The organism is Dyella japonica A8 (genome assembly GCF_000725385.1).
Taxonomy (GTDB): Bacteria; Pseudomonadota; Gammaproteobacteria; order Xanthomonadales; family Rhodanobacteraceae; genus Dyella; species Dyella japonica_C.
The window spans coordinates 211,183-224,271 of the sequence record NZ_CP008884.1 but is presented as its reverse complement, the minus strand read 5'-3'; the positions used below and the strand labels follow the sequence as shown (position 1 = coordinate 224,271).

Below are 13,089 nucleotides of genomic sequence, written 5' to 3'. Positions count from 1 at the left end.
TAGATTGCCTGAGCGCCCACGATTTCTATGTAAGCGAAATCCTACTCAACAAGTAAGGAAGCAGAGCATCGACTGTCAGGCACGCGGGGAGATGTGAACTACCTGTTCACCATCTGCATCATCGGCCCCGCATAACGCGCGCCAACGGCGGCGTCGGGCGGGAAGATCGCGTCGATGGCGGCCAGCTCGTCCGGCGTCAACACGATGTCGATGGTGCCGAGATTTTCGTCCAGGCGTTCGCGACGACGCGTGCCCGGGATGGCGAACACGGCCTTGCCCTGCGCCAGTACCCAGGCCAGTGCCAGTTGGGCCGGCGTGCAACCCTTGTCGGCGGCGATGGCCTTCACCTGCTCCACCAGTTCCAGGTTGCGGAAGAAGTTGTCGCCCTGGAAGCGCGGGCTAGAGCGGCGGTAGTCGTCGGCTTCGAAGTCGTCCGGGCTGCGGAAGGCACCGGTGAGGAAACCGCGACCCAGTGGCGAATAGGCCACGATGCTGGTGCCCGTGGTCGCGCAGGACTCGACCATGCCGTTCTCCTGCGGGTCGCGCGTCCATAGCGAGAACTCCACCTGCAGCGCGGCAATCGGGTGCACCTTGGCCGCGCGCTCCAGCGTGGCGCCGGAAGCTTCGGACAGGCCGAGGTAACGCACCTTGCCGGCCTTCACCAGTTCCGCCATCGCGCCCACGGTTTCCTCGATGGGCACGGAGGTATCCACGCGGTGCTGGTAGTACAGGTCGATGTGGTCGGTGCCCAGGCGCTTGAGGCTGGCGTCCACCGAGGCGCGCACATAGTCCGGGCGGCCGCTGACGCCGCGCTTCGACGGATCGTTCGGGTCGCGCACGATACCGAACTTGGTGGCGACGAAGGCCTGGTCGCGGCGGCCCTGGATGGCCTTGCCCACCAGCACTTCGTTGGTATGCGGGCCGTACACGTCGGCGGTGTCGAGGAAGTTGAAGCCACGCTCCAGCGCGTGGTGGATGGTGGCGATGGATTCGGCTTCGTCGCGGTCGCTGCCGTAGAAGTCGCTCATGCCCATGCAACCCAGGCCGAGGACGGAGACGGAGGGACCATTCTTGCCGAGCTGTCGCATGTGCATGGGGCATTCCTTGATCAGGGGGTGAGCGGATGACGCATTCTTGGCCATGACGCCGTGGCGATAAATGCTCAATAATCGCCAGGTCTGTTGTCGAAATGATCAACAATCTGGGGTGCCATCCCATGGATCGTCTGCAAGCCATGCGAGTGTTCACGCGCATCGTCGAACTAGGCAGCTTCACCCGTGCCGCCGACGACCTGAGCCTGCCGCGCGCCACGCTCACCCATACCATCAAGCGGCTGGAGGAGCGCCTGGGTGCGCACCTGCTCCAGCGCACCACCCGCCGCGTGCGGCCCACCCGTGACGGCGAGGTCTATTACAACCACTGCGTGCGCCTGCTCACCGACCTGGACGCGGTCGAGGCGGATTTCCGCGAGGCCGCCATGGTGCCCAAGGGGCGGCTGCGCATCGACCTGGCCTCGTCGCTGGCGCGCAATGTGCTGATTCCGGCGCTGCCCGCCTTCATCGAGCGCTACCCGCAGATCGAACTGGACATCGGCACCAGCGACCGCTTCATCGATCTCGTGCAGGAGGGCGTGGATTGCGTGCTGCGCGCGGGCGACCTGCCGGACTCGACCATGGTCGGCCGGCGCGTGGCCAACCTGTCGCAGGCCACGGTGGCGAGCGCCGCCTACGTGAAACGCCACGGCGTGCCGCAAACCCTGGCCGACCTGCAGGACGGCCACGTGGCAGTGAACTGGGCTTCGCCCACCACGCGGCGCACCACGCCGCTGGAATTCATGGTGGGCAAGCGCCTGCGCGAGGTGAACCTGCCGGCGCCGGTCACCATCAGTGGCACGGAAGCCTATCTCGCCTGTTGCGAAGCGGGCCTGGGCATCGCGCAATTTCCGCGTTACCGCGTGGAGCGCGAACTCAAGCGTGGTGCCCTGGTCGAGTTGTTGCCGTCGATGCCGCCACCGTCGTTTCCGCTCAGTGTGTTGTATCAGTCACAGCGGCAATTGCCGCTGCGACTGCGCGTGTTCATCGACTGGATGGCCGAGGTGATGGGCGCGCTGCACTGAGCGCGGCCACCTGCCTCACTCTTCCCATGCCGGCCGCTTGCTGATGCCGCCTTCGGCGCGCAGCGCGTTCGCGTCCATCAGCTTGCCGTCCATCATCACCACCTCCGTGTGGCGCAGATCGCCGATGTTCACCGCCGGGTTGCCGTCGACCAGCACCAGGTCAGCGGCCTTGCCGGTCTGGATGCTGCCGGTGCGTGCGTCGGCGCCGACCAGGTGCGCGGTGGCGATGGTGGCGCTGGCGAGCGCTTCGGCGTTGCTGAAGCCGGCCTGCACGTAGAGCTCCAGCTCGCGCACCAGCTCCATGCCGGTGCCGTCGGTGCCGGCGACGATGGGCACGCCGGCCTTGTGCAATGCGCCCACCAGCGCCTGCAGCTTGGCGAAGCTGGCGCGGTAGTCGGCCCGGGTGAGGTCCTTGGGCACGGTGAAACCGCCCTGGCGGAAGCCGCGCTCCACGGCGGGCGGCAAGGTGCCGACAAAGGGTGCGTAGGACGGCGAGAGATCGCCGTTCTCCGGCACGTACAGGCTCTCGGCCACCACCAGCGTGGGATCGGAGGTGATGTGACGCTGCGCCATGGTGGCGATCAGCGACTTCATCGGTTCCTTGTCCAGGTCAACGTTGCGCGCGTAACGGCCCGGCCCTTCGAAGCGGCCCATGCCATTGGAGGCTTTCACCACGTCATCCGGCATCGCCTGCATCATCACGAAGTAGATGTGCGTGATCTCGTCGTAGCCGTCGTCGATGGCTTGCTTCGGACGCATGCCGGCCGGCAGGTGGCCGTGCACGTGCAGACCCTGCTTGTGCGCTTCGGCCGCGGTGGCCTTCACCCAGTCGGGGTTGAAGGTGCCGTAGATCTTGATGGCGTCGAAGCCGTCGGCCTTGGCCTTGTCGACCAGCTTGAGCGCCTCCTCCTGCGAGGTAGCCACGGTGGCGACCTGCGCGGTATTCGGGCCCTTGCCATCGATCAGCACGGAGGGATACACGTGCGGCCCCAGCAGCTCGCCCTTGGCGCGGCGCTGTGCGCGGGAGAGGGTCTGCTTGTTGTCGTTGCCCGGATCGCGCACCGACGTGATGCCGAGCGACAACAGCAGCGGACCGGCGGCATCGTCGGGCACGTGCTGGTGCGAATCCCACAGGCCCGGCACCAGCGTCTTGCCCGTGCCGTCGATGAGCTGCGCGCCGGCCGGCACCTTCACCGATGCCGCGTCGCCCACGTCCGTGATCATGCCCTTGTCGACCACCACCGTCTGGTCGTCGGCGAAGCGCGTGCCATCGACGAAGGCGCGCACGTGGGTAAAGGCGACCGGGCCAGCCGGCGTTTTCTCCAGCTTGGGAATAATGGCCTTCGCATGTTGTGCGAGTGCCTCGGTCTGGATCTTGTCCAGCATGGGCAGCGCGGATTCGTAACCCTCCGGCAACCACGCCAGGCCGTAGATGAAGCCGAAGAAGTGGCCCTTCGCGTCGACCCAGATCGGTACCGGCGTAGTGCTCAGACCGCTGACCGCATAGGCCGTCACCACCTGCTTCTTCGCGCCGTCGCCCACGGTGGCTGTGGTGAGTCTCTCGGCATGCGCCTTGCCGCCGGGCAGCAGCGTGAGCGTCTTGTCCGGCATGGTAAGCAGCTTTTCCACCAGGTCGGCATTGAGATCGACGGGACCACCAAAGGCGACGTATTCCGCGGGCGAACCATAGGGCGCGGACCCCGCGTCCACCGGGCTTTTCCAGGTGGCGGTGCCGTCCTTCACGCTGAAGGTCTCGCCGGCGTCGCCGTTGGGGGTGTGCCCACGTACCACGACGTGTTGCAGCATGCCGTCGCTGCCGAGCGTGGCGCTGCTGTCCACCTCCGTCACCATGCCGCGCAGCAGCAGGCTGTCGCGCCCCATGCGCTTGCCGTCGGCGGTGGTCCAGCGCGCCGAGGTGCCGTGCTTGCCGGCGGTGGAAAGAATGCTGAAGCGCTGGGCGTTGGCCGGTGGCGTCGCCAGCGCATCGGTGGAAGCGGGAGTATCGGCCAGGCAGGGCAGGGCCAGGCAAAGAGCGAACGCGACGAGCGGGGCACGCATGGGAAAGCCTCCGGGTGGGTTCGCCGCGGAGTATGGCGTCGCGCCGGGCCGGGCCATAGTGCCCGGATGGGGTGCCTGATGGCCTATGCGGGGCGGGCCGGCCTCAAGTTCGCGTAAGCATCGCCGATAACCGTGCCATACGCCGGCCCTTGGGACGACGTGTCTGCCTTGCCGCGCCCACCCTCGCGGCGTTGTCGTACCGCCCGATGAGATCAGTTTCCACATGACCGCACACAAGCCGCACGTGAAAGGGAATCGCGTGGATTGGAGCGACCCGCGCCTGCAGGCGTTGCTGCGCCGATCGGAGAACTGGAAGCTCGACAACCGTGGCAGCTACGCGCCCAAGGACGTGCAGATCCACCTGGGCTGGGGTGCCAACTCGGCCCGCCCGGCCATCCTGGTGTGGGAACGCGACCAGGTGATGATGCTGGAAACCCGCTTCGCCATTCCGCTGGGCGAGCATGTGCGCGTGGACGAGCCATTGGGCGAGACGATGCGCACCGTGTGGGGCATCGTGGCGGAGGGCCGCGAAGGCTTCCGCGCGGAAGACCGCGAGAACGGGGTCCACCTGCACTGGCTGCATCTGCGCTGAGATCGCCCCGGCGCGAGGGCTACTCCATGCGGGCAAAGCCCTTGCGCGGCGTTGGCGTACCCATCGTCCACGAGGTCAGCGGCGCACCGGCAGCCTGCAGCGCCGCACGCTGCTCGGTGACCGGCAGGCGCAGCGCCGTTTCTTCCCAATGCGCCAGGCGCTGGAACGCCGGCAGCGCCTGCGTGCGTTCGACCAGTTGCGCCGTGCGCGGCCAGCGCGTGGCATCGATGGCGTAACGCACGAAAGAAGCGGTGCGGAAATACGAGGCGATGCTGATATCCGCAATGGAAAGCCCGCCGAACGCGAAACCCTCCGCGGGCAGCTGGTTCTCCAGGTAATCGAGCGCCGCCGGAATCTCCACGCTGAGCGCCCGCTCCACCACGGCCTCGTCCGTTTCCTCGTGAAAGACCCGGCGCAGGATGGCCTTCTGGTAGAACAGCTTCCACACCAGCACGTTCGCCAGGTGCGTATCGCAGTATTCCTCCAGCCAGCGCGCCTTCGCGCGCTGCGCGATGTCGGCCGGATAGAGCGACGGCGTGGGGAAACGATCTTCCAGATACTGGCAGATCACCGATGAGTCGTTGAGCACCAGCTCGCCATCGATCAGCACCGGGATGCGTCGCAGCGGGCTCAGGTCGCTGAAGCGATCGTCGCCGACAAAGGGCGTGATCGGGTCGATGTCATACGCCAGCCCCTTCAGTTCCATGCACGCCAGCACTTTGCGCACGTAGGGCGAGATGTAGTTGCCGACAACGGTAAGGCGAGGCGACATGGCGGGTATCCCAGGGCGGTGAATGGAGGCGGCGTGCCTGCGCCACGGCAGAAACTAGCTTAGCCGGCGACGGCGGCCAACGGCGGCACGGTGGCCGGCGTGCCGTTGGAATCGAGCGCGACCATCACGAAGCGTCCGGTGGTACACACGCGACGGTCGCCGGTGAGGGGATCTTCGGCGGTGAGTTCCACTTCCACCGTCATCGAGCTGTGGCCCACGTGCACGATGCGCGCGACCAGTTCGGCCAGCTGGCCCTTGCGCACGGGCACGCGGAAATTCACCTCTTCCGAGCGCGCGGTGACCACGGTGCGGCGGGCATGGCGCGAGGCGACGATGAACGCGGCCTTGTCCATCCAGGCCAGCGCCTGGCCGCCGAACAGGGTGCCAAGGTGGTTGGTGTGGTCGGGAAACACCATCTCGAGCATGCGTGCTTCCGGCAGCGAGAGGGACGGGGAGGTGACGGCTTGGTTCATGGCGTGATCGGGGATGGCAAGGGTAGGATGGCAACGCAAGGGGGACAAGGAGATCCACATGCGTTACTGGCTATTCATGGCAGCCGCTATTGTCACCGAAGTCGCCGGCACATTGGCGATGAAATACGGCACGCACCACGGCTCGCAGACAATCGGTCTCTCCGTGATGTACATCATGCTGGTGCTGTCGTACACCAGCCTGGCACTGGCGGTGAAGCGCATTCCGCTGGCGGTGGCCTATGGTGCGTGGGAAAGCCTGGGGCTGGTACTCATCACCGTCTGCAGCGCGTGGCTGTTCGCCGAGGCGCTCTCGCCGGTGAAGCTGATCGCGATCGCGCTGATCATCGCCGGCATCGTGCTGCTGGAACGCGGCACGGACGAAGCGCCGGAGGAAGGCCATCATGCTTCCTGAGTTCGAGCCGGTCCATTTGCTCTATCTCGCCATCGCGATCGTGCTGGAGATTGCGGCAAATGTGTTGATGAAGCAATCGCACGGTTTTGCCTACAAGCGGCCCGCGGTGGCGGCGATTGCCTGTGCGCTGGCGGCGTTCACCGCGCTGAGTTACGCGATCCGGGGGATACAGCTTTCGGTGGCGTATGGCATTTGGGGTGGCGTGGGCTTGGTGGCGACGACGGTGTTGGGGATGACGTTGTTCGGGGAGCGGTTGAGGCGATCGGGGTGGGTGGGGTTGGGGTTGATCATGGTGGGAGTGGGCTTGTTGAAGTTTGCGTAGTTCGCGTGGGGTGGTCATGGATGACGGTGACTCTTGCATCCTCCCCTTCGGGCGCGATTCGGAGTGAGAGGTCACTCTTGCCCCGCCCCTCCTGCCCGTCATCCCGGCGCAGGCCGGAGGCGCTTTTCAACAGCCGAAGGGCTGGTCATCCAGTGACTTTGCGGTTGGTTGTCGCCTCAGACGATCCCGCGATCGGGCCGCTTACGCAGCGGGCGTTTCGACCTTCTGCCGAAGGCCGAGTCACTTTTCTTTTGCTGGCCCAAAAGAAAAGTAACCCAAAGAAAATGGCCTGAAGAGCCAGAGCTGGCAGCATTTCAAAGGGAAAAGCTCGAACGCTCGAGGCGGTTTGTTGCTTGCCTACCTCCGCCTCTAGACAGCGAGTACTTCGAAGCGCTTCGCAACGCGCCATGGCGATGAGGGCTCAAAGCGTAGTCTCGCTGCGCTTCGGTCCTGACGGGCCACGCACGGCCGCCCGCTTTTCTGTGGGAGCGCACCCTGTGCGCGACAACCTAACGGAGCGGTGACTACGAGACGCCCTAGTCGCGCACAGGGTGCGCTCCCACAAGGGACTCGCCTCTCTGGGACGCCCCGCCAACGGCTCAGGTTCATGCTTTGGCTTCCGGCCATGGCTTTTGATCTCCGGGGGACCTTGTATGACGCGCCCTTCGGACAACAACCAGGCCATTCAGTCACCACATGCCTGGCAACACCATCCCCTGCCGCGCGAGCAAGCAACCGTAGATAGCCACTCCCCAAACCAATGGCATGCGTCCCCATCCATCGGTAACACTAGGATAAAAGGTCCGGCCGGCAGGTAGACCTGCCGGCACGCCGTGATTGACTGGGGAGATAACATGACATTGAACACACGTGGCGCGCGCCTTGCCGGTGCGCTTGCGCTGGGCGCTCTTTCGATGGGGGCGGCGGCACAGGGGCGTACCCTGACCAACGATGACTACGCGCGGGCTGAGCGCTACGTGGGTTACAACGTCACGCCGCTGGTCGATCACGCTGTACAGACCGTCACCTGGCTGGACGATACGCACTTCTGGTATCGCGACCATGATGCGACCGGCGACCACTACTTGCGCTTCGACGTGGGTACCGGCAAGGCCGAGTCGGCGTTCGATCATGCAAAGCTTGCCGCAGCACTCGGCAAGGCACTGGGCAAGCCGGTCAGCGCGACGAAGTTGGGCATCGCCACGTTCGCCATCGCGCCCGATGGCCGCCTGGACGTAAGCCTGAAAGGCCGGCACTACCTGTGCGACATGAAGGGCAAGGCCACGTGCGACGCGGGCAGGGACGAGAACGTCGACGGCGTCGGCAACGAGCCCATGGTGCTCTCGCCGGACAAGCGCAGCGGGGCCTTCGTGCGTGACTGGAATCTGTGGGTGCGCGACATCGCCACCGGCAAGGAAAGCCAGCTCACCCTCGACGGCGTGGAGAACGACGGCTACGCCACCGACAACGCAGGTTGGAAGCACAGCAGCAAGGCCATCCTGGTGTGGTCGCCTGATTCCAAGCGCATCGCCACCTTCCAGCAGGACCAGCGCAAGACCGGCGACATGGTGCTGGTGGGCACCAACGTCGGCCACCCGAAGGTGGAGAAGTGGAAGTATCCGCTGGTCGGCGACAAGGACGTGACGATGATCGAGCGCGTCATCGTCGACGTGGATGCACGCAAGGTGCTGCGCCTGAACATGGAGCCGGACCAGCATCGTTCCACCTTGTGCGACGACGTGAGTTGCGGTCGCGATGACGGCTGGGATGACGTGCAATGGGCGACCGACTCGGGTTCGCTCGCCTTCGTGTCCTCCTCGCGCGACCACAAGCAGGCATGGTTCCGCGTGGCAGATATCCACACCGGCGACGTGCGCACGGTGTTCGACGAAAGCGTGCCCACCTATTACGAAAGCGGCAACGGCAAGGTCAACTGGCAATACCTGCCGGCCAGCCACGAAGTGGTGTGGTTCAGCGAGCGCAACAACTGGGGCAACCTGTACCTTTACGATCTGGACAGCGGCAAGCTCAAGCACGCCATCACCACCGGCGAAGGGAACGTCACCGAGGTGCTGAAGGTTGATGCGGCGACGCGCACGCTGTGGTTCCGCGGCGTCGGTCGCGAGCATGGCGTTGATCCGTACTACCAGCAGTTCTACAAGGTAAGCCTGGATGGCGGCGCGCCGACCCTGCTCGCACCGGAGCCGGCGGACCACACCATCACTCTTTCGCCGGATGGACGTCTGTTCGCGGATGCCTATTCCACGCCAACCACGCCCCCGGTCACCGTGCTGCGCAACGCGCAGGACGGCAAGGTGATGGGCACCATTGCGAAGGCGGACATCTCGCGCCTGCTCGCCACCGGCTGGAAGGCACCCGAGCCGTTCACCGTGAAAGGCCGCGACGGCAAGACCGACCTTTATGGCCTGATGTTCAAGCCGACGCATTTCGATCCGTCGAAGAAGTACCCGATCATCGATTACATCTATCCCGGCCCGCAGACCGGCTCGGTGGGATCGCGCAGCTTCAATCCGGCGCGCGTGGATCACCAGGCGCTGGCGGAACTGGGCTTCATCGTGGTCGCCATCGACGGCATGGGCACGCCTTGGCGCTCGAAGGCGTTCCATGACGCGTACTTCGGCAACATCGGCGACAACACACTGCCTGACCAGGTCGTTGGCCTGAAGGAACTGGGCAAGCGCTACCCGTGGATCGACATGCAGCGCGTAGGCATGTGGGGCCACTCCGGCGGCGGCAACGCCACGGTGACCGCCATGTTCCGTTACGCCGACCTGTTCAAGGTAGGCATCGCCGAAAGCGGCAACCACGACAACCGCAACTACGAAGACGACTGGGCTGAGAAGTGGCAGGGCCTGCTGGTGGCCGGCAAGGACGGCAAGAGCAACTATGACGACCAGGCCAACCAGAACCATGCTGCTGGACTGAAGGGCCACCTGCTGCTGGCGCACGGCACCATGGACGACAACGTGCCTCCCTACGAAACGCTGTTGGTCGTCGATGCGTTGATCAAGGCCAACAAGGATTTCGACTTGCTGCTGATACCCAATGCGCGGCACGCGTATGGCGCCGCGAGCCCGTACATGATGCGCAAGCGGTGGGATTATTTTGTGCGGAATCTCGCGGGGGATACGTCGCCGCGGGAGTATGAGATGAAGCCGCCGAAGGATTGAGGCTGTTGGTGGGTGATCGTCGGGTGGTGTCGTTGCCGGCCGGATTTGCATAGTTATTTCTGCGGGGTACGCGGCCATGGATGGCTACGGCTATTGGGAGCGGGGAAGAGGGTTGGAGTGAGGGGTCAATCTGGCCTCACTGCTTCGTTCTTCTGCCGTCATCCCGGCGCAGGCCGGGATCCAGTTTCTGTGGTGGTCGGTCGTCGCCTCAGGCGCTCCCGTGACCTGGCTCGCCTGCCGCGGGCTTCCGCCCTCCTGCCGGAGGGCGGGTCACTTTCTCTTGCTTGCCCAAGTCCCACGGGGATTAGCTTCGCGTCAGAAAGTAACCAAAGAGAAGGGCCCCCCGGATGACGCGCCTTCCGGGCTTCGCCCGGAAGGTTCGCGGGCGGGTTCCGGGCTTTTCAACGGGGCATCCTGCCCCGACGAAAAGTGCCAGGGATCCGTCCCTGGCACCCCTACGGGGCCTGATCTCCACCCGTCCGCCGCGTCATACGGGGACCCGGTAGGTCAAAAGCCAAGAGCCAAGAGCCAAGAGCCAAGAGCCAAGAGCCAAGAGCCAAGAGCCAAGAGCCAAAGCCAAGAGCCAAAGCCAAAGCCAAAGCCAAAGCCAAAGCCAAAGCCAAAGCCAAAGCCAAAGCCAAAGCCAAAGCCAAAGCCAAAGCCAAAGCCAAAGCCAAAGCCAAAGCCAAAGCGGACGGCTCGTGCTGCTTCGCTGCACATTGCGTCGAATGTCGCGATGGAACTCCGTTGTGCCGGCTTGTCTGCGGGAGCGCACCCTGTGCGCGACAGCGGCGTCTCGTAGTCACCGCTCCGTTAGGTTGTCGCGCACAGGGTGCGCTCCCACAGAAAAGAGAAAAGCGGGCGACCGTGCGGGTCATGTCCCCGCCGAAGCGAGGCGCTGCTTTAAGTCCTCATCGCCATGGCGCGTTGCGAAGCGCTTGGTAGTACCTGCTGTGCAGAGGCGAAGGTTGCCGTGTGGCAACGTTCCTCAACCGTTCGGGTTTATCCCACCGGAATGCTGCCAGCTCTGGCTCTCAAGGCCATTTTCTTTGGGTTACTTTTCTTTTGGGCCAGCAAAAGAAAAGTGACTCGGCCTTCGGCAGAAGGTCGAAACGCCCGCTGCGTAAGCGGCCAGATCGCGGGAAGGCCTGAGGCGACGACCGGCCACTACCGCTACTGGATCCCGGCCTGCGCCGGGATGACGAGTAGGAAGGGTGCGGCAAGATTGCCCCCACCCCCAACCCTCTCCCCCACAGGAGAGAGGGCCGAAAAGGCGGCTAACAATCGCGGTTTCAAATCACCACCCCGCAACAAAAAGCAAGAACACCAACCAGCCTACTTCCCCTGCACACTCCCCAAACTGACAAACGGCAACGCAGCACTCCCCGTATACGTCGGCAGATGCCCATCCCACTTCTCGATCGCCGACATCTGCACAATATTCGGATTCGACCGCAGCGCCTCACCCTTCAACTCGATCGCCTTGGCCTCCGCCTCGGCAATCGTGATCTGTGCCTGGGCACGTCCCTGTGCTTCCGCCTCCACCTTTTCCGCTTCAGCCTTCGCCTGCGCCACTTCGTTCTGGCGCTGCTCGGCCATCTGCGTTGCCTGGATCTTGGCGTTGATCGACTGCACCACGTTTTCCGGCAGGCGCAGTTCGCCGATCCAGTAGATTTTCTCCACGTCGATGCCCACGGCGGATACTTCGTCGCTCACGTCCTTCTGCACCGCTTCGATCAGGTTGGCCTTGCCCTTGCCGTACACCGACTCGATGTCCAGGCTCGAAGCTTCCTTCACCAGCGCGTCGCGGATCATGTTGCGCAGGTACACGTCGGTGATCTCGTCGATGCCCTTGCGGTACTTCTGGAAGATCAGCGTCACCTTGGATGGATCGATGTGGTAGGTGATGCCCACGTCGGCGTTCACGGTAAGGCCCTGGGCGGTCTGGAAGCTGATCGATTCGTCGACCGGGCGGCCTTCGGTGGCCGAGCGGGTGAAGGTGTAGGTCTGCGTGAAGGTTGGGAAGGTGTACATCTCGTAGCCCCAACCCACCCAGTAACGGCCGGGCGGCAGCTCCTGCAGCGAGCCCTTGTCGTCGCCATACATCTGGAACTTCACGCCGACATTGCCCGCCGGCACTTTCGAGCAGGCGGCCAGCAACAGGGCGGAGAGCGACAGCGACATCGTCAACATGCGTTTCATGGCGATCATTCCTTGTGAGTGAAACCGCGGCGCAGCAGCAACCCGCCCCATGCCAGCAGCAAGACCAGGAGCACCAGGCCGGCGATCACGGCCGCCGTGCTGGCGGCTGAGATCAGTGCCGGCCCTATGGCACCGACGTAGAGCACCAGGCAGAACACGTACGGCCACAGCCGTCGCGCCAGCCAGTCGACAAGCGTCTTCATGGTTTTCCCCGTGTGTGGTGAATCGTTCGGCGGATGCCGTATGGACGTCCCATCGCATTCGTCCGCCACGGCGCATGCGCGCGCCGCGGGTACGGATGCCTAAGGATGGGAGGAGGTCGCTAACCCGTGGGCGGAAGCACTCGCCGTGCGAGGCGGGACAGGTCGGCAATGTGTTGCGTGATGGCCTTCATATGAGCGCACTCCAGGCGCGCCGTTGGATGAGGACGGCGCGCACTCTACTCCGAATTTTGTGCGATGCAACAAGTCAGCGCTGACGCAAATCCAGTCCGACCGGCCTATTGACTACATCTGTAGTCACGGCGTAGGTTGACTACAGATGTAGTCACGAGGATCGTGGACATGGGCAAGCCAAGCATCGGCGACCAGGAGCTGGCGCTCCTGCAGTACCTGGCCGAACACAACAACGCATCGGTCGGTGAAGTGGCCGCCGGTTTCGGCGAGCCCCGCGGCCTTGCACGCTCCACCGTGCTGACCATGATGGAGCGCCTGCGCGGCAAGGCATATCTCAAGCGCAAGCAGGTGGATGGCGTGTATCGCTACAGCCCCGCCACCGGCCCGGGCGAGGTCATGCGCAGCGCCGTGGGGCAGTTCGTGGAGAAGACGCTCAGCGGCTCCGTGTCGCCCTTCGTGGCATGGATGTCCGAACGCAGCGACGTGAGCGATCGCGAACTCGCCGAACTGGAGGCGCTCGTGCAGCAACTGCAGTCGCGCCGCAAGGGGAGCTGAC

13 protein-coding genes are annotated in these 13,089 nt (G+C 64.5%); 6 read left to right on the top strand and 7 right to left on the bottom strand.

From position 1 onward, the window contains the following. Nucleotides 1–98: 98 nt before the first annotated feature. Nucleotides 99–1,094 (bottom strand): aldo/keto reductase, encoded by a 996-nt coding sequence (locus HY57_RS00930; protein WP_019466486.1) that lies wholly within the window; start codon nt 1,092–1,094, stop codon nt 99–101. A gap of 122 nt (nt 1,095–1,216) precedes the next feature. Between HY57_RS00930 and HY57_RS00925 the strand changes: the two genes are divergently transcribed. After that, nucleotides 1,217–2,116 (top strand): LysR family transcriptional regulator, encoded by a 900-nt coding sequence (locus HY57_RS00925; RefSeq protein ID WP_026034139.1) that lies wholly within the window; start codon nt 1,217–1,219, stop codon nt 2,114–2,116. A 15-nt stretch (nt 2,117–2,131) separates the two neighbouring features. Here the strand turns inward: HY57_RS00925 and HY57_RS00920 are convergent, their stop codons facing one another. Beyond that, nucleotides 2,132–4,174 (bottom strand): amidohydrolase family protein, encoded by a 2,043-nt coding sequence (locus HY57_RS00920; RefSeq protein WP_019466488.1) that lies wholly within the window; start codon nt 4,172–4,174, stop codon nt 2,132–2,134. A gap of 223 nt (nt 4,175–4,397) precedes the next feature. Between HY57_RS00920 and HY57_RS00915 the strand changes: the two genes are divergently transcribed. After that, nucleotides 4,398–4,766 (top strand): hypothetical protein, encoded by a 369-nt coding sequence (locus HY57_RS00915; protein WP_019466489.1) that lies wholly within the window; start codon nt 4,398–4,400, stop codon nt 4,764–4,766. 19 nt (nt 4,767–4,785) lie between these two features. On the opposite strand, the gene HY57_RS00910 is transcribed toward HY57_RS00915, so the two are convergent. Both HY57_RS00910 and HY57_RS00905 read right to left on the bottom strand, forming a co-directional pair. Continuing rightward, on the bottom strand, nt 4,786–5,538 hold the full coding sequence (locus HY57_RS00910) for a glutathione S-transferase family protein (protein WP_019466490.1): 753 nt from the start codon (nt 5,536–5,538) through the stop codon (nt 4,786–4,788). A 59-nt stretch (nt 5,539–5,597) separates the two neighbouring features. Continuing rightward, nucleotides 5,598–6,011, bottom strand: coding sequence for an acyl-CoA thioesterase (locus HY57_RS00905; protein ID WP_019466491.1), 414 nt, complete (start codon nt 6,009–6,011; stop codon nt 5,598–5,600). 58 nt (nt 6,012–6,069) lie between these two features. On the opposite strand from HY57_RS00905, the gene HY57_RS00900 reads away from it, so the two are divergent. The 3 genes from HY57_RS00900 (at nt 6,070) to HY57_RS00890 (ending at nt 9,936) form a co-directional block, all read left to right on the top strand. After that, on the top strand, nt 6,070–6,423 hold the full coding sequence (locus HY57_RS00900; RefSeq protein ID WP_019466492.1) for an SMR family transporter: 354 nt from the start codon (nt 6,070–6,072) through the stop codon (nt 6,421–6,423). After that, nucleotides 6,413–6,745: a multidrug/spermidine efflux SMR transporter subunit MdtI gene (gene mdtI / locus HY57_RS00895; protein WP_038579173.1), complete on the top strand. Its 333-nt coding sequence runs from the start codon at nt 6,413–6,415 to the stop codon at nt 6,743–6,745. Before HY57_RS00900 ends, mdtI begins: the two co-directional genes overlap by 11 nt. An 854-nt stretch (nt 6,746–7,599) precedes the next feature. After that, nucleotides 7,600–9,936, top strand: a complete 2,337-nt coding sequence (locus HY57_RS00890) for a S9 family peptidase (RefSeq protein WP_019463519.1) — start codon at nt 7,600–7,602, stop codon at nt 9,934–9,936. A gap of 507 nt (nt 9,937–10,443) precedes the next feature. On the opposite strand, the gene HY57_RS21040 is transcribed toward HY57_RS00890, so the two are convergent. From HY57_RS21040 to HY57_RS00880, 3 genes are all read right to left on the bottom strand, one after another. Continuing rightward, nucleotides 10,444–10,656 carry a hypothetical protein gene (locus tag HY57_RS21040; protein WP_081870081.1) on the bottom strand — a complete coding sequence of 71 codons (213 nt, stop codon included), beginning with the start codon at nt 10,654–10,656 and terminating at the stop codon, nt 10,444–10,446. 615 nt (nt 10,657–11,271) lie between these two features. Continuing rightward, complete coding sequence (locus HY57_RS00885) at nt 11,272–12,138, bottom strand: SPFH domain-containing protein (RefSeq protein ID WP_019463847.1); 867 nt, start codon at nt 12,136–12,138, stop codon at nt 11,272–11,274. Nucleotides 12,139–12,143: 5 nt separating this feature from the next. Then, complete coding sequence (locus HY57_RS00880) at nt 12,144–12,341, bottom strand: hypothetical protein (protein ID WP_019463848.1); 198 nt, start codon at nt 12,339–12,341, stop codon at nt 12,144–12,146. Between the two features lie 360 nt (nt 12,342–12,701). Here HY57_RS00880 and HY57_RS00875 point away from each other — a divergent pair, with 360 nt between their 5' ends. Further along, entirely contained in the window at nt 12,702–13,088 is a 387-nt protein-coding gene (locus HY57_RS00875) for a BlaI/MecI/CopY family transcriptional regulator (RefSeq protein ID WP_019463849.1), read from the top strand. Nucleotide 13,089: the final 1 nt, after the last annotated feature.

Coding starts and splice junctions, on each gene's coding strand:
- HY57_RS00910 (WP_019466490.1), bottom strand. CDS start 5,538: ATGTCGCCTCGCCTTACCGTTGTCGGCAACTACATCTCGCCCTACGTG.
- HY57_RS00925 (WP_026034139.1), top strand. CDS start 1,217: ATGGATCGTCTGCAAGCCATGCGAGTGTTCACGCGCATCGTCGAACTA.
- HY57_RS00905 (WP_019466491.1), bottom strand. CDS start 6,011: ATGAACCAAGCCGTCACCTCCCCGTCCCTCTCGCTGCCGGAAGCACGC.
- HY57_RS00930 (WP_019466486.1), bottom strand. CDS start 1,094: ATGCACATGCGACAGCTCGGCAAGAATGGTCCCTCCGTCTCCGTCCTC.
- HY57_RS00890 (WP_019463519.1), top strand. CDS start 7,600: ATGACATTGAACACACGTGGCGCGCGCCTTGCCGGTGCGCTTGCGCTG.
- mdtI (WP_038579173.1), top strand. CDS start 6,413: ATGCTTCCTGAGTTCGAGCCGGTCCATTTGCTCTATCTCGCCATCGCG.
- HY57_RS00920 (WP_019466488.1), bottom strand. CDS start 4,174: ATGCGTGCCCCGCTCGTCGCGTTCGCTCTTTGCCTGGCCCTGCCCTGC.
- HY57_RS00875 (WP_019463849.1), top strand. CDS start 12,702: ATGGGCAAGCCAAGCATCGGCGACCAGGAGCTGGCGCTCCTGCAGTAC.
- HY57_RS00900 (WP_019466492.1), top strand. CDS start 6,070: ATGCGTTACTGGCTATTCATGGCAGCCGCTATTGTCACCGAAGTCGCC.
- HY57_RS00915 (WP_019466489.1), top strand. CDS start 4,398: ATGACCGCACACAAGCCGCACGTGAAAGGGAATCGCGTGGATTGGAGC.
- HY57_RS00880 (WP_019463848.1), bottom strand. CDS start 12,341: ATGAAGACGCTTGTCGACTGGCTGGCGCGACGGCTGTGGCCGTACGTG.
- HY57_RS21040 (WP_081870081.1), bottom strand. CDS start 10,656: ATGTGCAGCGAAGCAGCACGAGCCGTCCGCTTTGGCTTTGGCTTTGGC.
- HY57_RS00885 (WP_019463847.1), bottom strand. CDS start 12,138: ATGAAACGCATGTTGACGATGTCGCTGTCGCTCTCCGCCCTGTTGCTG.